At 64.7% G+C, this 22,684-nt stretch carries 24 protein-coding genes; 10 read left to right on the top strand and 14 right to left on the bottom strand.

Going from position 1 to position 22,684, the window contains the following annotated elements; translation table 11 throughout:
• Positions 1–49: 49 nt before the first annotated feature.
• Positions 50–850 carry an SDR family NAD(P)-dependent oxidoreductase gene (locus EI171_RS07835; RefSeq protein WP_060909410.1) on the top strand — a complete coding sequence of 267 codons (801 nt, stop codon included), beginning with the start codon at positions 50–52 and terminating at the stop codon, positions 848–850.
• Between the two features lie 272 nt (positions 851–1,122).
• Here the strand turns inward: EI171_RS07835 and boxB are convergent, their stop codons facing one another.
• From boxB to EI171_RS07810, 5 genes are all read right to left on the bottom strand, one after another.
• The gene (gene boxB / locus EI171_RS07830) at positions 1,123–2,574 is read right to left on the bottom strand and encodes a benzoyl-CoA 2,3-epoxidase subunit BoxB (RefSeq protein WP_161533009.1); all 1,452 of its coding nucleotides are present in this window, start codon (positions 2,572–2,574) and stop codon (positions 1,123–1,125) included.
• 14 nt (positions 2,575–2,588) lie between these two features.
• Entirely contained in the window at positions 2,589–4,277 is a 1,689-nt protein-coding gene (gene boxC, locus EI171_RS07825; RefSeq protein ID WP_161533008.1) for a 2,3-epoxybenzoyl-CoA dihydrolase, read from the bottom strand.
• Positions 4,278–4,309: 32 nt separating this feature from the next.
• Entirely contained in the window at positions 4,310–4,906 is a 597-nt protein-coding gene (locus tag EI171_RS07820; protein WP_246740463.1) for a DUF309 domain-containing protein, read from the bottom strand.
• 21 nt (positions 4,907–4,927) lie between these two features.
• Positions 4,928–5,746 (bottom strand): alpha/beta fold hydrolase, encoded by an 819-nt coding sequence (locus tag EI171_RS07815; protein WP_202633111.1) that lies wholly within the window; start codon positions 5,744–5,746, stop codon positions 4,928–4,930.
• Positions 5,747–5,876: 130 nt separating this feature from the next.
• The gene (locus tag EI171_RS07810) at positions 5,877–7,418 is read right to left on the bottom strand and encodes a benzoate-CoA ligase family protein (protein WP_011083897.1); all 1,542 of its coding nucleotides are present in this window, start codon (positions 7,416–7,418) and stop codon (positions 5,877–5,879) included.
• 121 nt (positions 7,419–7,539) lie between these two features.
• On the opposite strand from EI171_RS07810, the gene EI171_RS07805 reads away from it, so the two are divergent.
• The 4 genes from EI171_RS07805 (at position 7,540) to EI171_RS07790 (ending at position 10,535) form a co-directional block, all read left to right on the top strand.
• On the top strand, positions 7,540–8,448 hold the full coding sequence (locus EI171_RS07805; RefSeq protein ID WP_011083896.1) for a helix-turn-helix transcriptional regulator: 909 nt from the start codon (positions 7,540–7,542) through the stop codon (positions 8,446–8,448).
• Between the two features lie 266 nt (positions 8,449–8,714).
• The gene (locus EI171_RS07800; protein WP_161533006.1) at positions 8,715–9,107 is read left to right on the top strand and encodes a group II truncated hemoglobin; all 393 of its coding nucleotides are present in this window, start codon (positions 8,715–8,717) and stop codon (positions 9,105–9,107) included.
• A gap of 58 nt (positions 9,108–9,165) precedes the next feature.
• Positions 9,166–10,011, top strand: coding sequence for an AraC family transcriptional regulator (locus EI171_RS07795; protein ID WP_246740462.1), 846 nt, complete (start codon positions 9,166–9,168; stop codon positions 10,009–10,011).
• Positions 10,012–10,100: 89 nt separating this feature from the next.
• Complete coding sequence (locus EI171_RS07790) at positions 10,101–10,535, top strand: VOC family protein (protein ID WP_161533005.1); 435 nt, start codon at positions 10,101–10,103, stop codon at positions 10,533–10,535.
• 90 nt (positions 10,536–10,625) lie between these two features.
• Here EI171_RS07790 and EI171_RS07785 read toward each other — a convergent pair whose 3' ends face one another.
• The gene (locus EI171_RS07785) at positions 10,626–10,958 is read right to left on the bottom strand and encodes a PRC-barrel domain-containing protein (RefSeq protein WP_028172723.1); all 333 of its coding nucleotides are present in this window, start codon (positions 10,956–10,958) and stop codon (positions 10,626–10,628) included.
• A 71-nt stretch (positions 10,959–11,029) separates the two neighbouring features.
• Positions 11,030–11,815, bottom strand: a complete 786-nt coding sequence (locus tag EI171_RS07780) for an IclR family transcriptional regulator C-terminal domain-containing protein (RefSeq protein ID WP_060912778.1) — start codon at positions 11,813–11,815, stop codon at positions 11,030–11,032.
• 115 nt (positions 11,816–11,930) lie between these two features.
• Between EI171_RS07780 and EI171_RS07775 the strand changes: the two genes are divergently transcribed.
• The 3 genes from EI171_RS07775 (at position 11,931) to EI171_RS07765 (ending at position 15,608) form a co-directional block, all read left to right on the top strand.
• Entirely contained in the window at positions 11,931–13,289 is a 1,359-nt protein-coding gene (locus EI171_RS07775; RefSeq protein ID WP_161533004.1) for an aromatic ring-hydroxylating dioxygenase subunit alpha, read from the top strand.
• 136 nt (positions 13,290–13,425) lie between these two features.
• Complete coding sequence (locus tag EI171_RS07770; RefSeq protein WP_011083889.1) at positions 13,426–14,862, top strand: glutamine synthetase family protein; 1,437 nt, start codon at positions 13,426–13,428, stop codon at positions 14,860–14,862.
• Between the two features lie 332 nt (positions 14,863–15,194).
• Entirely contained in the window at positions 15,195–15,608 is a 414-nt protein-coding gene (locus EI171_RS07765) for a hypothetical protein (RefSeq protein ID WP_161533003.1), read from the top strand.
• A gap of 200 nt (positions 15,609–15,808) precedes the next feature.
• Here the strand turns inward: EI171_RS07765 and EI171_RS07760 are convergent, their stop codons facing one another.
• The 7 genes from EI171_RS07760 to EI171_RS07730 all read right to left on the bottom strand — a co-directional run bounded on the left by EI171_RS07760 (position 15,809) and on the right by EI171_RS07730 (position 21,137).
• Positions 15,809–16,522 carry an ABC transporter ATP-binding protein gene (locus EI171_RS07760; RefSeq protein ID WP_161533002.1) on the bottom strand — a complete coding sequence of 238 codons (714 nt, stop codon included), beginning with the start codon at positions 16,520–16,522 and terminating at the stop codon, positions 15,809–15,811.
• Positions 16,515–17,282 (bottom strand): ABC transporter ATP-binding protein, encoded by a 768-nt coding sequence (locus EI171_RS07755; protein WP_161533001.1) that lies wholly within the window; start codon positions 17,280–17,282, stop codon positions 16,515–16,517. Before EI171_RS07755 ends, EI171_RS07760 begins: the two co-directional genes overlap by 8 nt.
• Positions 17,275–18,219, bottom strand: coding sequence for a branched-chain amino acid ABC transporter permease (locus EI171_RS07750; protein ID WP_011083885.1), 945 nt, complete (start codon positions 18,217–18,219; stop codon positions 17,275–17,277). Before EI171_RS07750 ends, EI171_RS07755 begins: the two co-directional genes overlap by 8 nt.
• Positions 18,216–19,133: a branched-chain amino acid ABC transporter permease gene (locus EI171_RS07745; RefSeq protein WP_161533000.1), complete on the bottom strand. Its 918-nt coding sequence runs from the start codon at positions 19,131–19,133 to the stop codon at positions 18,216–18,218. The genes EI171_RS07750 and EI171_RS07745 overlap by 4 nt, the downstream gene beginning before the upstream one ends.
• Positions 19,134–19,445: 312 nt before the next feature.
• The gene (locus EI171_RS07740) at positions 19,446–19,664 is read right to left on the bottom strand and encodes a hypothetical protein (RefSeq protein ID WP_060909418.1); all 219 of its coding nucleotides are present in this window, start codon (positions 19,662–19,664) and stop codon (positions 19,446–19,448) included.
• Between the two features lies 1 nt (position 19,665).
• Positions 19,666–20,325: an acyl-homoserine-lactone synthase gene (locus tag EI171_RS07735; protein ID WP_202633110.1), complete on the bottom strand. Its 660-nt coding sequence runs from the start codon at positions 20,323–20,325 to the stop codon at positions 19,666–19,668.
• An 83-nt stretch (positions 20,326–20,408) separates the two neighbouring features.
• A complete protein-coding gene (locus EI171_RS07730; RefSeq protein ID WP_028172714.1) occupies positions 20,409–21,137 on the bottom strand; it encodes a LuxR family transcriptional regulator in 729 nt (242 codons plus the stop codon).
• Between the two features lie 166 nt (positions 21,138–21,303).
• Between EI171_RS07730 and EI171_RS44595 the strand changes: the two genes are divergently transcribed.
• Positions 21,304–21,480 carry a hypothetical protein gene (locus EI171_RS44595; RefSeq protein WP_165448134.1) on the top strand — a complete coding sequence of 59 codons (177 nt, stop codon included), beginning with the start codon at positions 21,304–21,306 and terminating at the stop codon, positions 21,478–21,480.
• A gap of 244 nt (positions 21,481–21,724) precedes the next feature.
• Complete coding sequence (locus tag EI171_RS07725) at positions 21,725–22,663, top strand: LysR family transcriptional regulator (RefSeq protein WP_161532998.1); 939 nt, start codon at positions 21,725–21,727, stop codon at positions 22,661–22,663.
• The last annotated feature ends 21 nt before the right edge of the window (positions 22,664–22,684 follow it).

The raw sequence follows: 22,684 nt of genomic DNA, 5'->3' as shown, positions 1-22,684 counted from the left end.
ACTCCCTCCCCCTCCCCGCCCAAAACGAGCACCACCAAAGGGAGGTACCATGTTCAACGATCTGTTCTCGCTCAAAGGCCGCATCGCACTCGTGACCGGCGGCTCGCGCGGCATCGGCAAGATGATCGCGGCGGGCTTCCTCGCGCAAGGCGCGGCGAAGGTCTACATCACCGCGCGCAAGGCCGGCCCGTGCGAGGCGACGGCGAAAGAGCTCTCGGCTCTCTATGACGGCGAGTGCATCGCGCTGCCGATCGACATCTCGACCGTCGAAGGCTGCGACAAGCTCGCCGGCGAAATCATCAAGCTGGAGCCGAAGCTCGACATCCTCGTCAACAATGCCGGCGCCGCCTGGGGCGCTGAGTTCGACGAATTCCCGGAAAGCGGCTGGGACAAGGTGATGGACCTGAACGTCAAGTCGCTGTTCTTCCTGACCAAGGCGCTGGCGAAGCCGCTGCGCGCGGCGGCAAGCGCGGAACATCCGGCCAAGGTCATCAACATCGCCTCGGTCGACGGCATCTTCGTCAATCCGAGCGAGACCTATTCCTACGCCGCCAGCAAGGCCGCCGTGATCCATCTGACCCGGCGCATGGCGACGAAACTGATCAAGGACAACATCAACGTCACCGCGATCGCGCCGGGCGCGTTCAAGTCCGACATGAACCGGGCCGCGCGCGACCATGCGGACGACGTCGCCAAGCGCATTCCGGCGCGGCGCATCGGAACCGACGAGGACATGGCAGGGGTCGCGATCTATCTCGCCTCGCGTGCGGGCGATTACGTGGTCGGCAACACCATCGCCGTCGACGGCGGCGTGGTCTACGCCAATGCCGGGCTGGAGATCGCGGGGTAGCTGAACCCGGGGGACTAAGAGAGCGAGTGCGCTGGTTGATAGACGCGACGCCCTCACCTCATATTTAGTGTCGTCCCGGACAAGCGAGCAAAGCGAGCGCAGATCCGGGATCCATAACCACAGGGAGTGGTTTGGCGAAGGCTCGTGGTTGGCTGCTCGCGCTACGACCTCTCCCTGGGGTTATGGGTCCCGGATCTACACAAACGCCTGGCAACGCTATGCGTTGCCAGGCGTTTGCTTGTCCGGGACGACAGCTGAGTATGAGGCCGCGCCTACGACTCGATCTTCACGTACTCGAAATCGCCGGGCTTGTTGTCGATGCCGACTTTCGGCGGCGAGATCCAGGAGGCGAACTTGCCGGTTTCGGTGACGGGCTGCATCAGCGAGGTGATGAAGTCGCCGTCGGCTGTCGAAGGCAGCCACTCGTCCTTGCGCTTCGCCCAGGTCGCATCGTCGATCAAAATGCCATCGGGCGTCGCATGGACGTCCTTGAACTCGCCGATGTGGCGGTGGAAGGCGACGTTGGGCAAGGTCAGCTTGAAGTCGTAGCCCGCGGTCGAGATCACCTTGTTCCAGCGCAGCATGCCCTTGACGCAATCCTGGCTATAATCGTCGCGCAGGCGCATGTTGAGCGCAGTCAGCGCCGGCTCGTCGACCAGCTTGATCTCGCCGTTGATGAACTTCAGCACCGGATAGGTGGCGTTCTTGAGCTGGTGATCGTCCTCGATCTGGGTCTCGTGATAGCGGCCCTTGATGCCGGCATTGAAGGCGTTGGCCGCGTTGGTCGAGACCTCCGAGCCGAACAGGTCGAGCGACAGCGTGTAGTGCAGGTTCAGCTTCTTCTGGATGGTCGGAAGATCAATGACGCCGAGCGCGCGGACTTTTGCGATGTCGGTGGGATCGGTGATGCCGGCTCCGCGCATCGCATCGCAGGTGCGCTGCACGACGCGGGTGATGCCGGTCTCGCCGACGAACATGTGGTGCGCTTCTTCGGTCAGCATGAAGCGGCAGGTGCGCGACAAGGGATCGAAGCCCGACTGCGCGAGGCTGTGCAGCTGCATCTTGCCGTCGCGGTCGGTGAAGTAGGTGAACATGAAGAACGACAGCCAGTCCGGCGTCGCCTCGTTGAAGGCACCCAGCATACGCGGCGCGTCCGCATCGCCGGAGCGGCGGCGGAGCAGATCGTCGGCCTCCTCGCGGCCGTCGCGGCCGAAATATTTCTGGAGCAGATACACCATCGCCCAGAGGTGACGGCCCTCTTCCACGTTGACCTGGAACAGGTTGCGCATGTCGTAGAGCGAGGGCGCCGTCTTGCCGAGATGGCGCTGCTGCTCGACCGAGGCGGGCTCGGTGTCGCCCTGGATCACGATCAGGCGGCGCAGCATGGCGCGATGCTCGCCCGGCACTTCCTGCCAGGCCGGCTCGCCATAATGCTCGCCGAACGGAACGACGCGGTTTTCCTCCTGCGGCGCAAGCAGGATGCCCCAGCGATATTCGGGCATGCGGACATAGTCGAACTTGGCCCAGCCGCGCGGATCGACGGAATAAGCGGTGCGCAAATAGACCAGCGACTCCTGGAAGCCTTCCGGCCCCATGTCGCTCCACCAGTCCATGTAGCCGGGATGCCAGCCTTCGAGTGCCTTCAGCACCTGGCGGTCTTCGGCGAGGTTGACGTTGTTCGGAATCTTGGTCGAGTAGTCGACGTTCATGATGTTCATGTTCATGGCCGTGCTTCTCCCTAAACTCTTGTCATATCGAATTTCGGCTTCTGGCCGCTGCCGTAACGGCGGAGCGCGCCCTCCTCGCCGACCGCGTTCGGGCGCTGGAAGATCCAGTTCTGCCAGGCAGTGAGGCGCGCGAAGATCTTTGATTCCATCGTCTCCGGGCCGACGAAGCGCAGGCTCGCTTCCATGCCGGTGAGGCTGTCGGGCGAGAAGCTGGCGCGCTCCTCCAGAAACACGCGGACCTCGTCGTCCCAGTCGATGTCGTCGAGCGCGAAGGTGACGAGGCCGAGCTCCTCGGCCTCTTCGGCGTCCAGGCTCGTGCCGATGGTGGCTTCGGCGCGTTCCAGATCGGCCGGGTCGGCCTGGAAGCGAGACTGAAGCCGCGTCAAACCATGGCTCATCGGATACGGGCCGAAATTCATCGGGGAGAGCTCGATCGAGGGCGGCGGGCGGTTGTCGCCCTGGCGGGTGCCGATCAGCATGTAGGAACGGTCGGCGGCGAAGACGAGCTCGGCGAGCGTGCCGGCAAAGCAGGAGCCGGGCTCGACCAGCGTCACCAGCGTGCGCGAGGTGACGTCGATACGCTTGAGCACGCGCTTCCAGTAATGCCTGATCTCGTTGACCAGCCAGTGCGCCTTGTTGGCTTCAAGGAAGGCATCGGATGCGAGCACATGGGCGCGGTCGCCATGGCTCTTGAACACCAGCATGGCGATCTCGAGCTCGTTGATGCGCAGATGCAGGATCGCATCGTCGAGCTCGCGCGCAACCTGGAGCGGCCAGAACGAGGCGCCCTGCGCCATCATGCCGTCGATGTCGGCCGGCGGCGCCGCCTCCGGCGCCTTGATCGAGATGGTGGCGATGCGGGCGGCACGATCGACGTCGACGGTGACGAAGCCGTAGCGTAGGCTGGTCTCGTCGATGATGCGCCTGAGCGGCGTCAGCGCAATGCCCTTGCCGCTGCCGCTGCGCCTGGAGGCCGCGGAAAATTCCTTGACGCGCTCGGTGATCTTGCCTTCCAGCTTGGAGTTCGGCGCGATCTCGTCGACGAGACGCCACTGCACGGCACGCTTGCCTTTCACGCCTTCCTCGATGGTGCAGAAGAAGTCGGCATGGTCGCGGCGCACCTTGCGCTTGTCGACGACGCGGGTGAGGCCGCCGGTGCCCGGCAGCACCGCGAGCAGCGGCACTTCGGGCAGCGCCACCGAAGAGGCACCGTCGTCGGCGAGGATGATGTGGTCGGTCGCGAGCGCAAGCTCATAGCCGCCGCCCGCGGCCGAGCCGTTCACCACGGTGATGAAGCGCTGGCCGGAATTCTCGGACGAATCCTCCATGCCGTTGCGGGTCTCGTTGGTGAACTTGCAGAAATTGACCTTGTGGGCGTGGGTCGAGCCCGCGAGCATGCGGATGTTGGCGCCGGCGCAGAACACCCGGTTCTTGGCCGAGCGCATCACCACGACCTTCACCTCCGGATGCTCGAAGCGCAGCCGCTGGATCGCATCGGCAAGCTCGATGTCGACGCCGAGGTCGTAGGAATTGAGCTTGAGCAGATAGCCCTCGAACAGGCCGCCGTTCTCGTCGACGTCCATGGTCAGGGTCGCGACGTCGCCGTCGACCGCGAGCTTCCAGTGCTTGTAGCGGGACGGTTCGGTCTGGAAATCGATGAATGTCGCGCCGCCTGCGAGGCGCCGATCTTCCCCGGCCATGGGCCACCCTTGAGTTCGTCTTGGTTTTACCGTTAGATGCACAATAGTGCATATTTCAGAGCGCGTCTAGTCCTTAACAGCCAATACATGCACTTTGTTTCATGCCAGTGTCTAGGACGCACGATGGCGCCGAGTGCGATCCAGTCGGCCTTGGAGAGCTGGGGACGACCGAGCTTGGCCTGGAGCAAGGCCGTCAGCGCAGCAATGGGAAAGCTCTCGACAAAGCCGTCGCCGGCCGCCGCCTTGCGCGAGCTCAGCGCGCGCAGCTCCGCCAGCGCATCGCCAAACAGCCGTGCCGCCGAATGCGACCTTTGCATGCGCAGCCGCAAATTCGCATTGGCGATGCGGATGCAGGCCCGCAGCAGAATGCGCTCGCGGCCGCCTTGGGGCGCTGCGGCCCACACCGCCTCCAGCACCTCCTGCGCTTCCCAGAAATAGCCGCGGTCGTTGAGCGCGAGCCCGTAGCGCAGCGCCGGATGGCGCGCCGGCACATGGCCGCGAAACGCCGAAGGCACCAGCGCCTTGGCCATGGCGAGCGTCTCGTAGTCGGCATCGAGCCCGGCCTCGCCCGGCACATAGGCCCATTGCGGCCACGGCAGCGGGCCGCTCGCATTCGGCGGCGCACTCATGCGAGGTGCGCCTCCGCAACATCATGCGGCGCGTCCCTGAAGTCCCTGATCGTCGCGCAGGGCCGCCTTTGCAAATTGCTCAATTGCGTCAAGCGTCGCCCCCGGCGCTTCACGATGCGGGGAATGGCCCGCGCCTGAAATAATTTTCAAATCTACCGGACAATAACACTCTTCCTGCGCGATTTCGACCTGGTGCAGTGTGCCATATTGGTCGTCCACGCCTTGCAGGACCATGACAGGGACGCGGATATAGGCGAGGTATTCGGAGATGTCCCAGTCGCGAAATTTCCGATCGAGCCAGGCGCCGTTCCAACCGTAGAAGGCGTTGTCGACGTCCTTGTGCCAGCGCGCGAGCTTCGGCTTGAGATCGGTGGTCTCATAGGCGGTCTTGATCGCGGCGATGGATTTCACCGAGATGTCCTCGACGATGAAATGCGGCGCGATCAGCACGAGGCCGTTCAGGCGATGATCCTGGTGCGCGCCGGCGTAGATCGTCGCGATCGAGGCACCGTCGGAATGGCCGAGCAGGAGGCCGCGCCTGAAGCCGATCGCATCGAGCAGTTTCGGAAGCACCTCCAGCGCCTCGCGGTGCATGTAATCCAGCGGCCGCGGCAGCGCGACCGGGCTCGACTGCCCGTAGCCCGCACGCGAATAGACGAAGATGCCGGCACCGGTCGCCTCTCGAAGCTGTTCCGGGAAGTCGCCCCAGAGCCCGACCGAGCCGAGACCTTCGTGCAGCATGACGATGGTCGGCGCCTCCGCTGATTGCGGCGCGAGCCATTTATATTCGAGGCTGGCGCCACTGACGCTGAGGAAGCCCGTGGGGGTGAGGTTGGTCATGCTGTCGGTTCCATTCATTCCGTCATTTCCGGACAACTCGCAAAGCGAGTTGATCCGGAATCCCGAGATTGCAGTCTGCGGATCGAGATTCCGGGTTCGCGCTTCGCGCGCCCCGGAATGACGAAGCCAATCAATTCGCCCCTTCCCGCAGCTTGAACCGCTGGATCTTCCCCGTCGCCGTTTTCGGCAGCGAGTCCACCACGTCGATCCAGCGCGGATATTTCCACGGGCCGATCTTCTGCTTGACGTGCTCCTTCAGCATCTCCTGCAAGTTCGCGGTCTTCGCGCCCTGACGCAGCACGACGAAGGCTTTCGGCTTCAAGAGGCCTTCCGGATCGGCCTCGGGCACGACGGCGGCTTCCAGCACCGCCGGGTGCGTGATCAACGCGCTCTCGACCTCGAACGGCGAGACCCAGATGCCGGAGACCTTGAACATGTCGTCGGCACGGCCGCAAAAGGTGTAGCGGCCCTCGGCGTCGCGGACATATTTGTCGCCGGTCCGGGTCCACGGGCCCTCGAAGGTGCGGCGACTCTTGTGGCGCTGGTTCCAATAGCCTTCGCCGGCGGAGGGCGCATCGACCAGCAGCTCGCCGACCTCGCCGTCGGCGACGTCCTGGCCGGCCTCGTTGACGAGCCGCACCGCATAGCCCGGCACCGGCTTGCCGGAGGAGCCGTATTTGATGTCGCCGGGCGCATTCGACAGGAAGATGTGCAAGAGCTCGGTCGAGCCGACGCCGTCGAGAATGTCGACGCCGAAGCGCGCCTTCCAGCTGTTGCCCACAGACTCGGGCAATGCCTCACCGGCCGAGGTGCAGATGCGCAAGCTCTTTCCGCCACGCTCGCTCTTCATCGTCTCGTCGTTGAGCATCGCCGCGAACAAGGTCGGCACGCCGTAGAAGATCGACGGGTTATAGCGGTTCATCAGGTCGAACATGCGCGCCGGAGTCGGGCGCTCGCTGTTCAGCACGACGGTTGCGCCGACCGACATCGGGAAGGTCAGCGCATTGCCGAGACCATAGGCGAAAAACAGCTTTGCGGCGGAGAGGCAGACGTCGCTCTCGCGAATGCCGAGCACCTGCCTGGCGTAGGTGTCCGCAGTCGCCTGCAAGTTCGAATGCAGATGGCGCACGCCCTTGGGCATGCCGGTCGAGCCGGACGAATACAGCCAGAATGCCGGCTCGTCCGGATGAGTCGCGGCGGTGGTGAACTGGTCGCTCTCATCAGCGAGCTCCTCGGCGAGCTGCTTGTGGCCATTCTGCTTGGCGCCGGAGACGACGACATGCTCGAGATCCGGCATGCGGCCGACGACGTCCCTGATGACGGGATAGAGCGCTTCGGAAACGAACAGCACGCGGGCACGGCAGTCGGCGAGGATGTAGGCGTACTGGTCCGCGGTCAGCAGCGTGTTGAGCGGCACCGGCACGATGCCGGCGCGGATCGCGCCCAGGAACACGATCGGGAAATCGACCGTATCGAGCATGATCATCGCCACGCGCTCCTCGCGGCGGACGCCGAGACGGCGCAGCATGTTGGCGGCGCGGCGGCTCTCGCGCTGGAGCTCGCCATAGGTCAGCCGCGAGACGGTGTCGTCGAAGGCGAGCTTGTTGCCGCGCCCCTCCTCGACGTTACGGTCGAGCAGCCAGGTCACCGCGTTATAGGATCCCTCGCTCACGGACTTCTCCCCTGAATTTAGAATTATAATTCATAGAAAGACACCGCGGCGGCTTGCTGTCAATGCCAGCAGGCATTATGTTTCATTAAAACGCGCCGCAGGACATCTGTAAAGAAGGCTCATGACCGACAGTCCCGACGCTGAATCCCGCTTCCTCGAACAGCTCGGCCAGCGTGTGCGCACCACGCGCGCACTGCGCGGCATGTCGCGCAAAGTGCTCGCCAAGGTATCAGGAATCTCGGAGCGCTACATCGCGCAGCTCGAAAGCGGCAAGGGCAATGTCTCGATCGTGCTGCTCCGCCGCGTCTCCGACGCGATGGGCGCGCATCTCGAAGATCTGCTGCCCAGCGCCGATCCGACGCCGGACTGGCAGATGTTTCGCGATCTCCTGCGCAAGGCGACGCCCGCGCAGATCGCGCAGGCCAAGGACGTGCTCGCCGGCGGCAGCGCATCCGCGCCGCGGCGCGCGCCGTTCTGCGGCATCGCGCTGATCGGCCTGCGCGGCGCCGGCAAGTCCACGCTCGGCAAGATCCTGGCGAAGAAGGTCGGCTGGAGCTTCGTCGAGCTAAACAAGGAGGTCGAGCAGCAGAACGGCCTCTCGGTCGCCGAGATCATCGCGCTGTACGGCCAGGAAGGCTTTCGCCGCATGGAGCAGGCGGCGCTGCAACAGCTGCTCGCGCGCAACGAGCTGATGGTGCTGGCGACCGGCGGCGGCATCGTCTCCGAGCCTTTGACCTTCGACCAGATCCTGTCGTCGTTCTACACGATCTGGCTGAAGGCCGAGCCCGAGGAGCACATGGCTCGCGTCCGCCGCCAGGGCGACCTGCGCCCGATGGCGGACGACCGCTCCGCGATGGCCGAGCTGCGCAACATCCTCTTGAGCCGCGAGCCGCTGTACTCGCGTGCGACGGCGGTGGTGGACACGGCGGGCCTCTCCGTCGATGCCGCCGCCGCGCGCCTGATCGACGCGGTGCGCCCGGTGCTCCAGAACGAAGCGCGCAGCTTTGGTCTGCGCAGCGTGGCGCTGTAGGTCGTTTCGAGCTCGCTACAGCTACACACTCCACTGTCGTCCCGGACAAGCGCGCCACAAGCGCGCGCCGATCCGGGACCCATACCCCCAGGGAGAAGTTGTTGCGCGAGCTGGTAACCACGAGTCATCGCAAAACTACCCCCTGTGGTTATGGGTCCCGGATCAGCGCTCCGCTTCGCTGCGCTTGTCCGGGACGACAGCAAGGATTTTGCGCGACCTCCGGCAACACTGTATCAACGACCAGCAAGCAAGCCTCGAGACAAATGATGACCGATAGCGACGTCGCAATCTCCATGTTCGAGCGGATCGGCGGCAGTGCCACGATCGACCTTCTGGTCGATCGCTTCTACGAACGGATGGATACGCTGCCGGAGGCGCAAGTCATCCGCGCCATGCATGCAGCCGATCTCGGCCTGATCAGGGACGTGCTGAAGCGCTATCTCACCGAATGGACCGGCGGCCCAAGACTCTATTCCGTCGACAAGGGACACCCACGGCTGCGCCAGCGTCACATCGGCTTTGCCATCGGCGATGCCGAACGCGATGCGTGGCTCACCTGCATGCGCGGCGCGCTGGAGGAGACGGTCACGGACGCTGCCGCGCGGCAGGACCTCGACAAGGCGCTGTCCGGCCTCGCCGACTGGATGCGCAACCGCTAGCCACCACACGGGCAAGGCGGGGCGCGCCGTCCACTTGGAGGGGCACCGCTGCGGCGCTATGCTGCGCGCGATGGACGCTGCCGCAAACCCCGATGTCATCCGTCGGCCCGCCTCGCCACGCCTTGCGCGGCTGGTCTCCAGCATCTCGTTCTATCGCGAGCGCGGCGTCGGGTTGGCCGGCTTCCGGCACGCAGCGCCGCTTGCGCTGCCTCTTCTCGTGAATTTGGGGACACCCTTCCGCATTGCGCTTGGGCGCGAGCCGGATGTTGCCGACGCTCAGCCGAGTTTCGCGGCGGGCCTCTTTCCCGGACCGGTCCTGATCGAATCCGATGGCCGCGCCGAATGCGTTCAGGTCGATTTCACCCCGCTTGGAGCGTATCGCTTCTTCGGAGGAGAAGTGCCGGATCTGACCGCGCGCATGGTCGGTCTGGACGACATTCTGGGACGGGATGGCGAGAACCTCCGCGCCAGGGTTGCCGAGGCGGTCGGATGGCAGCGACGATTTGAGATCGTGGAAGACTTCGTGCATCGTCGCGCCGTGCATGAGCCCTCGCCGGCGATCGCCTTCGCCCTCGATACGCTCTGGCGACGGGCAGGCGCGGTCCGGATCACCGAGCTTGCCACCGACATAGGCTGGAGCCGCAAGCATCTCACGCGCCGCTTCCACAACGAGATCGGCGTTCCGCCGAAGACAATGGCCCAGATGCTGCGCTTTCATCGGGCCTGCTCACTGGCCCGCACGGACGGGACAGGCGGCTGGGCAGCCGTCGCGGCAGACGCCGGCTATGCCGACCAGGCGCATCTTGCCCGCGACTTCCGGTTACTCAGCGGCGAGACGCCGACCGGATGGGCCGCGCGGCTCGATCTTGCGGATCCACGCCTGATGCGGGACGGCGGGGGGTAGCGTCCGGTCCCATTTGTTCAAGCCCGGCTGGCGCGATCCGAACTAGGGTCGGTGTTGCAAAAGACCTGGATAATTTCCTGGAGAATTTCATGAACCAGCAGAATGGCTATGAAGCGCCGCGCCTGTACCACACCATGCGCTGCAAGGATCCGGAGGCGATGATCGCCTGGCTGAAAAACGTTGTCGGCTTCGCCGAGCGCGTGGTCTATCGCAAGGAGGGCACGGTCGTTCACGCCGAATTGGCATTTGGATCGTCGATCCTCATGCTCGGTGCGCATCGCGATGATGCGTACGCAAAGCGGGTCGGCGACATCGGCGGCCACCGTACGGATGCCATTTATCTGGCTGTCGATGATCCCGACGCACTCTATGAGAAGGTGAAGGCGTCCGGTGCGACGATCGAAATGGAGCCCTACAACACCGATTATGGCAGCCGCGATTTCGCGGCGCGCGATCCCGAGGGCGGCCTCTGGAGCTTTGGAACCTATTGGCCCAAGGTCGGCGAAGAGTCGCTGCCGGGATAGGCCAGACGGTTGCTTCGGATGCCGCTCGGCGGGCGCGGCAAGCTCAATTGAGCCCGCAAGAGCGATGCGGCTGCGAACCCGTCCTGCTCTCTAGACCGACCAGTAATTCGGATGCGGGTAGGACCGCGAGCGGTCGCCCCAATCGAACTCGTCGCCATCGAACTCGCATGGACCGCTGCTGAACTCGTCCATTGTCAGCTCGACCTGGAACGCCTGACGGCCGCGATCGTATTTCAGCGCGCTCCACTGCACCGGATAATGGTGATGAGCACCGAGCAGCCCGCCGGTCTTGATCACGGCATAGGCGACCATTCCGCTGACCTTGTCGAGCATCAGCCGCTCGATCGTGCCGAGCTTCGTGCCGTCGCGCCCGTAGACGGCGACGTGCTCCACGCGATCACTGGGAACCATGGTATGTTGCATGGCATCCTCCCTGTTCTCTTGTGCCGCGCGCATTATAGCCTGCCAGGCAGGAAGAGCGAAGTGCGCTGTAGTTACAGCAACTGCGAACGCACTGCTTCGGCGCCCTCGCGCAGCAGCGGCAGGAAGCGGTCGATCAGCTCCTGCGCCGGCACGCGGTCGACATGGGCGCCCATGTTGATGGCGGCGACGATCACGCCATCATAGCGCCGCACGGGAACCGAGATCGAGCGGAAATGCGGCTCCGCCTCGCGGTCGACCAGCGAATAGCCCTGCGCGCGGTCGGCCGTGATGCGCGCGAGCAGCGCCTTGGGATCGGCCACCGTCTGCGGCGTCAGGACTTCGCGCGTCATCGCCTTCAGCCGCACAGCAAGTTCGGCATCGTCGAGCTGGCCGAGCATGGCGCGGCCGACCGACGTGCAGAAGGCCGGCAGGCGATAGCCGATCTCGAGTCCGCCTGAAAACATCCGCCCCGGACTGCTGCGCGCGACGAACACGACGTCGTCGCCATCGAGCACTGCGAGGGACGAGATTTCGTTCGCCGCGGTCGCGGCGCGATCGAGCACCGGTTGCAGGACCGTGACGAGCTGATTGGACCGCAGATACGATGCGGCAAGGGTCAGCACGTGCGGCGTCAACGTGAACAGCTTGCCGTCACCACCGACGAAGCCGCCGCGCTGGAGCGTGAACAGCATCCGCCTGGCGGTGGCGCGCGGAAGATCGGCGGCGCGGGCGAGATCGCTCAAGGTCATCGGGCCGACCGTCGAGCCGAAGCACTGAAGCAGGCGCAGGCCGCGATCGAGGCTTTCGACGAAATCCGTCGCACGCTCATCGGTCTCGCTTCGCTTCAGCTTGGGCATGGCGCCGGGACTTTCCTGCAAAATAGTGCTTGCTGCCGATCCTAGGCATGTCATAATTCGCCCATTCGTTCAATAGGCGAACAAACGCCACTCCGAGATATGGGATGCACTCGCCATGATGAGCCAGGAGCAGAACGACCTGATCACCCGCACCGGGCCCAAGGACCTCTGCGGAAAGCTGATGCGGAGCTACTGGCAGCCGGCGGCGCTGGTCGACGAGCTGGAAGGCGCGCGACCGATCCGCCCCGTACGACTGCTCGGCGAAAACCTCGTGCTGTTCCGCGACGAGCGAGGGCGCTACGGCCTGATCGATCGCCACTGCGCGCATCGCGGCGCCGACCTCGCCTTCGGGCGGCTCGAGCATGGCGGCCTGCGCTGCGCCTTCCACGGCTGGCTGTTCGACGCCACCGGCCAGTGCATCGAGACGCCGGCAGAGCCGAAGGATTCAAAGCTCTGCCAGAACATCCGCCAGCGCTCGTATCCGGTCGTGGAGAAGAGCGGCATCCTCTGGGCTTATCTCGGCGAGGGTGAGCCGCCTGCATTCCCCGAGATCGACTGCTTCGTCGCGCCTGATACTCACACGTTCGCGTTCAAGGGCCACATGGCCTGCAACTGGCTCCAGGCGCTCGAGGTCGGGATCGATCCCGCGCACGCATCCTACCTGCATCGCTTCTTCGAGGACGAGGACACCTCCACCGCCTACGGCAAGCAGTTCCGCGGCGCCTCCGCGGGCAGCGACCTGCCGATGACGAAGATCCTGCGCGAATACGACCGTCCGATCATCAATGTCGAGCACACCGAATACGGCCTCCGGCTGATAGCGCTGCGCGAGATCGACGAGGAGCGCACCCATGTGCGCGTCACCAACCAGCTGTTCCCGCACGGCTTCGTCATCCCCATGAGCACGGAGATGACGATCACGCAGTGGCACGTGCCTATCGATGACGAGAACTGCTACTGGTACGCGATCTTCACCAGCTATTCGAATCCGGTCGACAAGCAGAAGATGCGCGACCAGCGGCTCGAGCTCTATGAGCTGCCCGACTACAAATCGCGCAAAAACAGCGGCAACGACTACGGTTTCGATCCGCACGAGCAGCAGACCGCGACCTATACCGGCATGGGCAACGACATCAACGTCCACGACCAGTGGGCGGTGGAGTCGATGGGCGCGATCCAGGACCGCACCAAGGAGCACCTCGGCCAGAGCGACAAGGCAATCGTGCAATACCGCCGCCTGCTGCGGCAGGAGATCGAGAAGGTCGGCGGCGGCGAGAAGCCGATGCTGTTCCTCGACGAGGCCAACGCGCGCAGCATCCAGGGACCGGCGACCATGGACGGCATCGGGCCGACGCGGGGCTGGGAGACCTACTGGATGGAAGTCGACGTCAAGCGCCGCCGCGGCGCGCCGTGGACCGCGCCGGTGCCGAAGGAGATCGACGGCAAGGTGCATCGGCTGACGGCGGCGGAGTGATTTTTGGGGCATCGTCATTCCGGGGCGATGCGATAGCATCGTACTATGGTGCGCACTTGCGCACCTGAGAATCTCGAGGTTCCGGGTCTGGTCCTTCGGACCATCCCGGAACGACAGCTATCGGGGAGCAATAGCAGTGACTTTCGTCGCGCGTCATGCGCTGTGGTCGGATGAACAGAAGGACGCGGCGCAACGCATGCGCCGCATCGTCGAGGAGAAGAACCTCGAGGTCATCCGCCTCGCCTTCCCCGACCAGCACGGCATCCTGCGCGGCAAGACCATCATCGCCGCGGAGGCGATCGCCTCGCTGGAGAGCGGCTGCTCCATCACCACCACCATGCTCGCCAAGGACACCTCGCACCGCACGGTGTTCCCGGTGTTCACATCGGGCGGCGGGTTCGGCATGAAGGAGATGGAGGGCGCAGCCGACGTGCTGATGGTTGCCGATCCCACCACCTTCCGCGTGCTGCCATGGGCGCCGACCACGGGCTGGGTGCTGTGCGATCTCCATTTCAATGACGGCCGCCCCGTGCCGTTCGCAACGCGCGGGCTTTATCGCAAGGTGCTCGATGAGCTTGCTGGCCGCGGCCACGATTTCGTCGCCGGGCTCGAGGTCGAGTTCCACATCTTCAAGCTCGACGATCCGCATATGCGTGCGGAGGACGCCGGCCAGCCCGGGACGCCGCCCTCGGTGAGCCTGCTCAGCCACGGCTACCAGTACCTCACCGAGCAGCGCTTCGATCAGATGGAGCCGGTGCTGGAGATCCTGCGCCGCGACGTCGTCGCACTCGGCCTGCCCTTGCGCTCGGTCGAGGTCGAGTTCGGGCCAAGCCAGTGCGAGTTCACCTTCGCGCCGAGGAAGGGCCTCGAGCCCGCCGACAACATGGTGCTGTTCCGCTCGGCCGTGAAGCAGATCGCGCGGCGCCACGGCTATCACGCCACTTTCATGTGCCGCCCCAAACTGCCGAACCTGTTCGCGAGCGGCTGGCATCTGCACCAGTCGATCGTCTCGCGCACCAGCGGCGAAAACCAGTTCATGGCGCAGGCAGGCGGCGAGCCGCTCAGCGCGTTCGGCCGCGCCTACCTTGCCGGCCTGCTCGACCACGCCCGCGCGTCCGCCGTGTTCACCACCCCGACCATCAACGGCTACAAGCGCTACCGCTCCTATTCGCTGGCGCCCGACCGCGCGATCTGGGGCCGCGACAATCGCGGCGTGATGATCCGCGTGCTCGGGGCTGCCGGCGATGCCGCCACGCGCCTTGAGAACCGCATCGGCGAGCCGGCTGCCAATCCCTATCTCTACATGGCCTCGCAAATCCTCTCCGGCCTCGACGGCGTCGATCGCAAGCTCGATCCCGGCCCGTCGGCCGACACGCCCTACGAAACCAAGGCGCCGCTGCTGCCGAAGTCACTGCGCGATGCGGTTGCGGCGCTGAAGGAGGATCCGTTCTTCCGCGAGAAGTTCGGTGCGGAGTTCGTCGACTACTACACCCACATCAAGAACGCCGAGATCGACCGCTTCCTCGCCGAGGTCACCGACTGGGAGCACCGCGAATATTTCGAGATGTTCTGACACCCCTCTCGACGGGCGGCCTTGGGGAGCACCATAGCGCACGGCTCACGCCGCTGTGAGGCGACTTCGTCCCGCCTGTTCCGACGACATCTCCCCACCATCCGACGAAGCCATTTTCCTCCCCCCTCGAAAACAGCCGGAAAGACACGGGGTCTAGAGTCCCTGCCGATGATCAACAACGGAGTTCGGTCATGTTGGGTCGATTGTTCAGTCTGATCTATCGCTTGTCCTGCCGGGCCACCCTGATCGAAATCGGCACGCACCACCTGTCGCGTTAGGCGCCGGCGCGTGCGAATTGGGTAAGACATATTGGCCAGATAACGGGGGTTCTCATGCGCAAGCTGATCCTGATCGCCGTGATGTCGCTGGTCGCAACCGAGGCCTATGCCGGTGGTCCGCGGAGCCTGAGCCTTGCGGCAACCAATTCGAACCAGCAGGCCACCGAGCCGCCGGCCGCGACGGCAACCGTGCCGGCGCAGACGACGCAGGCTCCGGCGGCAACGCAGGCGCCAAATCTGCAGACGGCGACGACCGCGCCGACCTCAACACCGCCAGCCGCAATCACTGCTACGACGCCGCCGACAGCAGCCGCACCGGTCGCGACCGCCCCGGTTGCCACGCCCCCCACTCAGTTCACTGCCGCACCGGTGGCCAGCACGACCGAAACGGCGAAGCCAAAGCGCCGCCAGCCGTCCACCGAGGCCCGCGTGATCCGCGAGCTGCACCGGCATGGGATTTATTGGTGATCGAGGTGCGATGCTTTCTCCCCGGCATCGTCCTGGCGAAAGCCAGGACCCATTACCCCAGGGAGGGGTTTGGCGAAGACTGCCGGTTCGGAACTGATACCGCATGAAATAGATAGACCTCGCGGTATGGGTCCTGGCCTTCGCCAGGACGACACCGAGAGATGGGCGGGAGCGCTCTGCCCCTCACCTCGCCGAGCTCGCTAGATCCCCAGATATTTGTGCTGCAGATCCGGCTCGGCCATCAGCTGATCCGACGTGCCGCTCCACACCGTCTTGCCGCGCTCGATGATGAAGTGGCGATCGCAGATGCGGGCGAGGTGATCGACGTTCTTGTCGACGACCAGGATCGACTGGCCCCGGCTCTTGAGCAGCGACAGGCAGTTCCAGATTTCTTCGCGGATCAATGGCGCAAGGCCCTCGGTCGCTTCGTCCAGAATGAGGAGCTTCGGATTGGTCATCAGCGCGCGGCCGATCGCCAGCATCTGCTGCTCGCCGCCGGAGAGCTGGTTGCCCATGTTCGACGCGCGTTCGGCGAGGCGCGGGAACATCACGTAGATGGCCGCGAGCGTCCAGGGATTGCTGCTGCCGAAGCGGTCGGCCGCCGCCGCGACCAGGTTTTCGCGCACGGTGAGGTTCGGGAAGATCTGGCGTCCCTCGGGCACCAGGCCGACGCCGAGTTTTGCGATCCTGTAGGACGGCTGCGTTCGCACCTCGGAGCCCGCAAAACGGATGCTCCCGGCGCGCGCCGGTGTCAGGCCCATGATGGAGCGGATGGTCGTAGTCTTGCCCATACCGTTGCGGCCCATCAGCGAGACCATCTCGCCCGGCTTGATCGACAGCGACAGGCCGAACAACACCTGGGAGAGGCCGTAGCAGGTCTCGATGCCGTCAACGTCGAGCAGCAGGTCAGCCATGGTGCGTCACCACATGCTGGTCGCCGAGATAGGCGCGCCTGACGTCCTCGTTGGCGCGGATCGCCGCCGGATCGCCCGAGGCGATGACGCGGCCATAGACCAGCACCGAGATGCGGTCGGCCAGCGCGAACACCGCCGGCATGTCGTGCTCGACCAGCACGATCGAGACCTCCCTGCGCAGCTCCTGGAGCAACTTGACCATGCGCTGGGATTCGGTGACGCCGAGGCCGGCCATGGGCTCGTCGAGCAGGAGTAATTTCGGCTTGCTGGCCAGCGCGACCGCAAGCTCCAGCTCGCGGCGCTCGCCATGGCTGAGCCTCGACACCACGACGTCGGCGCGATGCAACAGGCCGACGCGATCGAGCGCGGAATGGGCGGCGTCGCGCAGGCCCTTTTCCTTGCGCGCGCTGGCGAAGAAGCGGAACGAGGTGCCGGCATGGGCCTGCGCCGCCAGCGCGACGTTGTCGGCGGCGGTGAAGTCGAGCAGCAGCGAGGTGATCTGGAACGACCGCGCCAGCCCCAGCGCGCAGCGGCGATAGGCCGGCAGGTAGGTGATGTCGCGCCCGCCGAGCGAGACGCTGCCGGAATGCGGTTCGAGATGCCCGGTGAGCTGGCTGATCAGCGTGGTCTTGCCGGCGCCGTTCGGGCCGATGATGGCGTGCAGCTCGCCGGCCGCGACGTCGAGCGAGACGTTGTCCGTTGCAACGATGCCGCCGAAGCGGCGCACCAGCTTCTCGACGCGGAGCAAGGGTTCAGCCACGGCCAGCCCTCCCGAGCATGCCCATGATGCCGCCGCGCCCGAACAGCACGATCAGCAGCAGTAGCGGCCCCATGATCAGCGCCCAATATTCGGTGATCTGCGACAGGAACTCCTCCAGCAGCAGGAACACCACCGCGCCCATCACCGGGCCGAACAGCGTACCCATGCCGCCGAGGATCACCATCACCATGAGGTCGCCGGAACGCGTCCAGTACATCACGGCCGGGCTGATGAAGTCGGTGTTGTTGGCGAGCAGCGCGCCGGCAAGTCCGCACATCATGCCGGAGATGACGAAGCAGACCAACTGATAGCGCTTGGCGGGAAAGCCGATCGCCTGCATGCGCTGCTCGTTGGAGCGCAGGCCCTGCACGACGAGACCGAAGCGCGAATTGACGATGCGCCAGATCAGGAACAGGACGCCGAGAAGACAGGCGAGGCAGAGATAATAGAACTGCACGCGATTGCCGAGATTGATCAGCCCGGAGAAGTCGCTGCGCTTGTAGACGGTGAGGCCGTCGTCGCCGCCGTAACGCGCCAGCCCCGAGGCGACGTAATAGGCCATCTGCGCAAAGGCCAGCGTGATCATGATGAAATAGACGCCGCGGGTGCGCAAAGAGAGCGCGCCGATCACCAGCGCGTAGATCGCGGAGGCCGCCAGCGCGACTGGAAACTGGATGAAGCCGGAACCTACGCCTTCCTGCGCGAGCATGCCGACGGCGTAGCCGCCGATGCCGAGATAGGCGGCGTGGCCAAAGCTCATCATGCCGCCAAAACCCATGATGAGGTTGAGGCTCGCGGCGGCCAGCGCCAGGATGACGATGCGGGTGAACAGCGTCAGGATGAAGACGTTGCCGGATGCTTGCGAATAGAGCGGCAGCAGCACGAGGCCCGCCAGCATCAGGGCCGTGACGGCCTTGCTCACCGTGAAAGCCTTCATCGACGGTTGGCCGGAAACAGCCCCTCCGGCCGCACCACCAGCACGATCGCCATCACAAGATAGATCAGCATGGACGACAGCGCGGGCGCGGCGGTGGAGGCAGCGGCGCCGCTGAGCACCTGCCGCAGCAGGTTCGGCAGGAAGGCGCGGCCGAGCGTGTCGATCATGCCGACGAAGATCGCGGCCAGGAACGCGCCGCGGATCGAGCCGATGCCGCCGATCACGATGATGACGAAGGCCAGGATCAGGATGTTCTCGCCCATGCCGATCTGCACGGTGAGGATCGGCGCCTGCATCAGGCCGGCAAGGCCGGCGAGCGCGGCACCGAGACCGAACACCAGCGTGTAGAGCAGCTTGATGTTGATGCCGAGCGCGCCGATCATCTCGCGGTTGGAGGCGCCGGCCCGGATCAGCATGCCGATGCGGGTGCGCATCACGCCGAGATAGAGCAGCAGCGCGACCATCAGCGCCACCACGATGATGGCGAGGCGATAGGCGGGATAGTGAATGCCGGGCAGGATCGGCACCGGCACGGTGAGCCAGGCCGGCAGCGGCAGCGCCAGGCCTGCCGGGCCCCAGATCAGCCGCACGGCTTCATTGAAGAACAGGATCAGGCCGAAGGTCGCGAGCACGTGGTCGAGATGGTCGCGGCCGTAGAGATGCCGCAGCGCCGTCATCTCGAGCACGATGCCGAGCACGAGCGTTGCGCCGAGCGCCATCAGCGCACCGAGCAGGAAGCTGCCGGTCCAGGCCGCGAAGGTCGCGGCGAAATAGGCGCCCATCATGTAGAGCGAGCCGTGCGCGAGGTTGACGAGATCCATGATCCCGAACACCAGCGTCAGGCCGGCGGCGAGCAGGAACAGCAGCAGGCCGAACTGCAATCCGTTCAAAAACTGTTCGACGACGAGCAGCATCAAGACTCTTTCAGGCGCACGCAGCGTCGCGCCGATGTTCGAACACGGTCGCCATCAGTGAAAGAGCTCCCCCTGCCTCTTCAAGGCCGAAAAATGGGTAATGGCAGTATCGTTCAGAGGCAAGAGCGATTTGACACCAAACATGCACTTTGTTGCATCCCGGCGCACACGGCCGAAACCTGTCCTGCGATGCAAGAAGGCTGCCGCGCAGCATGGGGCAACCTGCCGCACCCAAACGATCACCCTCCCCCCGGGTAGGCCGGGGAGAGGGTGAGGACGTCGTCAGAATGAAGGAAGTGAAGAAGGTTGCGTCTAGTGCGACGTCATCTGCCGGGGAAGATCGTCCGGCTCGGCGAGCACGCTGTTTGCCGTCGAGGCCTCCAGTGCGGCCATCCGGAACAGATAGGCAAGCGTCGTCAGTCCGGAGTCGTCCGCCATCTGCGCCAGCTCGAGCGCCATGTCGGACATGTAGCCGAGATTCTCGTCCTTGATTTGCGCCATGATCTGGCTGTCCCGCATCATATTCGACATTTCAGGCGCTCTTTCGTTGCGCGGCAGCGAGGCCGCAAAGGTTGGCACGGGCGACGGCGTCCAGACGCGGGCCGTCCTGTTGCACGATGGAAGGCATGCCGATGCGATCCTGCAGGACATCGAGCGTCTGGCGACGAATGTCGACGGTGGCCGCCATGGTCCAGGCGTTCTCGACCAGAGCCGGCAGGCCGAGCGGCGTCACGACGAAGCCGGCCTCGTGGAAGCGCGGCAACCACCAGGTTTCCATGATCGCGCTGACCTGCGCGATTCCCTGGTCGAGGCAGAACTCCTGCACCGCCGCCATCAGTTGCAGGTTGAGCGCGCCGTCGCGGCGATCGCGGACGACGAAGTAGCGCGACCATTCCCATATCAGCGGATCCGAGGGGCAGCCGCGAACCGCCGCCAGATGCGGGAAGACCTCGCTCATCATCGAGGGCTTGGTCGTGGGGTAGAGCCGATGGCCGCCGACGACGCGTCGTCCCTCCAGCGCAAGCAGATAGACGGTATCCTCGTCGTCATAGGAATCGACCTCGCGGCCATCCGGCCTGCGCAGCGTCTCCCAGTGCCGCTCCTCGACAAAGATGTCATGACGCAGCCGGAAATGCTGCTCGATTACGTCCTCGTATAAGTGGCGATTGACCGCGGAAATTGCGTGAATCATGGAAACCCCCATTCAGCCTCAATGGGGGGCAGCCTCTGCGAAAAGAGGCAGGTTCGATATTGGGAAATTTCCCAGTACGTCGCTTAGGGATTGATGATCTTGTGGCGAATCGCCAGCGCAACCGCATGCGTACGGTTGACCGCGCCGAGCTTGCGCGCAGCAGTTGCAAGATGCTCTTCGGCGGTGCGCTGCGTGATGTGCAGGATCTCGCCGATCTCCCAGGCCGACTTGCCCTGCGAGGCCCAGGAGATCACCTCGCGCTCGCGCGGGGTGAGACGCGTCGACGGATACGGCGTCGGCTCGAGCAGACGGCGAATGTGGTCGAAGCCATACATCGCCATCAGGTGCAGCGCCGGCTTGCTGCGGGGATTGAGGTCGAGATGGACGCCGCCGAGCGACACCGCGGCTTCATAGCCGGTGAGCCCGTGGATCGGCACGATGAAGCCGCGCGACATGCGAAAATCGCCGGCGCGGTTCATCACCTCGGCCGCGCTCGGCTCGAGCTCGGCATCATAGGGCGCCTCCGACCACTCGAACGGATTGACCGATTGCCGGCACAGCCGCACCACGGGATCGAAGCGGTCATAGTTGTTCTGAGTGTAGAGATTGAACCATCCCGCCGGCCAGCGCTTGGCGAGCACCATCTGCGCAAACCGCTGATCGGGATTCGGCAATCCCGTCACAATGATAGTTTCGAAGCCGAAACGGCCGAAGGCCGCTTCAAGCGCGCTCATGGCGTCCGGTACCTTGCGATAGACACCCAGGCCTTCGATGAAGTCGAGCGCTTCCCGGCCATAATCGACGGCGGACATCGGTGCGTTTCCTGACCCTCGTCGTCCGCTATAGCACGTATTTGGGGGCTGCCTCAATTCGCTGCTTCCGTAGTTCTCCGGTATCCGCCTGCTCCGAAGCTTTAATCTACTTGTGGAAGAAGGGACGTCAAGTTACACCTGTGACGTACAAAGCGGGAAAACCACGATGGACGACGAGAACATCGCCCTCAACAGCGTGCTCGGCCTGGAATTGAACCGCGTGTTTTTCGCCGTCCGTGAAACGGCAAACAAGCAGAGGATCATCGAGTTCGCGCGCGAGGTGCTACAGAGCGAGCGCGCCGAGTTCGCGAACAGCGTATCGCCCGAAGGGCCGGCGAGCTAGCGACGCCGATGCAACAGATCGCGCGACGCCGCCGCCCTTCCATTTGAACGCGCAGATTTTAGTCGAAACACGCCAACCGCGAAATTACTCCGCCATCATCGTCAGCGAATGAGCGGCGCCCTTACCCTCCCTGGAGGGCATGGGAATCGCTCGCTGCGCTGCCATGGCTCGCCATTTGCCGCTGGCTGACCTCGCTTCTCTCGTGAGATGATCGCCGCACGATCCTCTTTCGGAAGCCCGGGACATGATGACGCTGCGCCAGGTTGAAGTGATCCGTGCCGTGATGGTGACGGGCACCATTGGCGGTGCGGCGAAGCTGCTCAACGTCTCGGCGCCGGGGATCAGCCGCCTCGTCAAATACACCGAGCGCTCGCTCGGCATCCGCTTCTTCCAGCGCCAGAACGGCCGCTACTTCCCGACGCCGGAAGCCGAGAACATCTTCGAGCAGATCAACGGCGTCTACAAGAAGGTCGACGACCTCTCCGAGATCATCTCCAAGATCGGCCGCGGCGGCCTGTCGGAATTGCGCATCGGCTCGGTGCCGAGCATCTCGCAGGTGATGGTGCCGCGCGCGATCGAGCGCGTCCGGCGCCGCTATCCCGATCTCGGCATCGACATCAACATCCTCAAGCTCGAGGAGGCCATCGACTATCTCCTGCTCGGCCGCGGCGAGTGCGTGGCGATGAGCTACCGGCTCGAGCATTCCGGGCTCGACTTCCTGCCGCTCGCCTCGGGCGAGCTCTATTGCATCGTGCCGCCCGGCCACGAGCTCGCCGGCCGCAAGCAGGTGTCGGCGGCCGAGATCACCCGCTACCCGCTGATCGGCATCGATCCGAACGATCCCTACGGCCGGATCATGGCCGGGATCTTTGCGCGCAACCGGCTCGAGTACAACATCACCATCCGCGCGCGCTTCGGCACCACGGTCTGCGCGCTGGTGAAAGCGGGGCTCGGCATCGCCGTCATCGACCAGTTCACGGTGGCCCATGGCGGCTATCCCGGCATCGAGCTGCTCAAGATCACCGAGCCGACGCGGTTCGACACCTATATCGCGGTGAAGCGCGGCGCACCGCTGTCGCTTCACGTCGAGTATTTCATCGAATCCCTGCGCGCCGAGATGCGCGCGGTCGAGCCGTCCCGCGGCAACGGCAGGGCTGCGCCTGCACGCGGACGGAAGAAATAACATGATGTTAGGTTTGCGGGG

Source organism: Bradyrhizobium sp. LCT2 (assembly GCF_009931255.1).
Taxonomy (GTDB): domain Bacteria; phylum Pseudomonadota; class Alphaproteobacteria; order Rhizobiales; family Xanthobacteraceae; genus Bradyrhizobium; species Bradyrhizobium diazoefficiens.
Note: the sequence above shows the minus strand (reverse complement) of the source record. Positions and strands in the feature narration are given on the sequence as shown.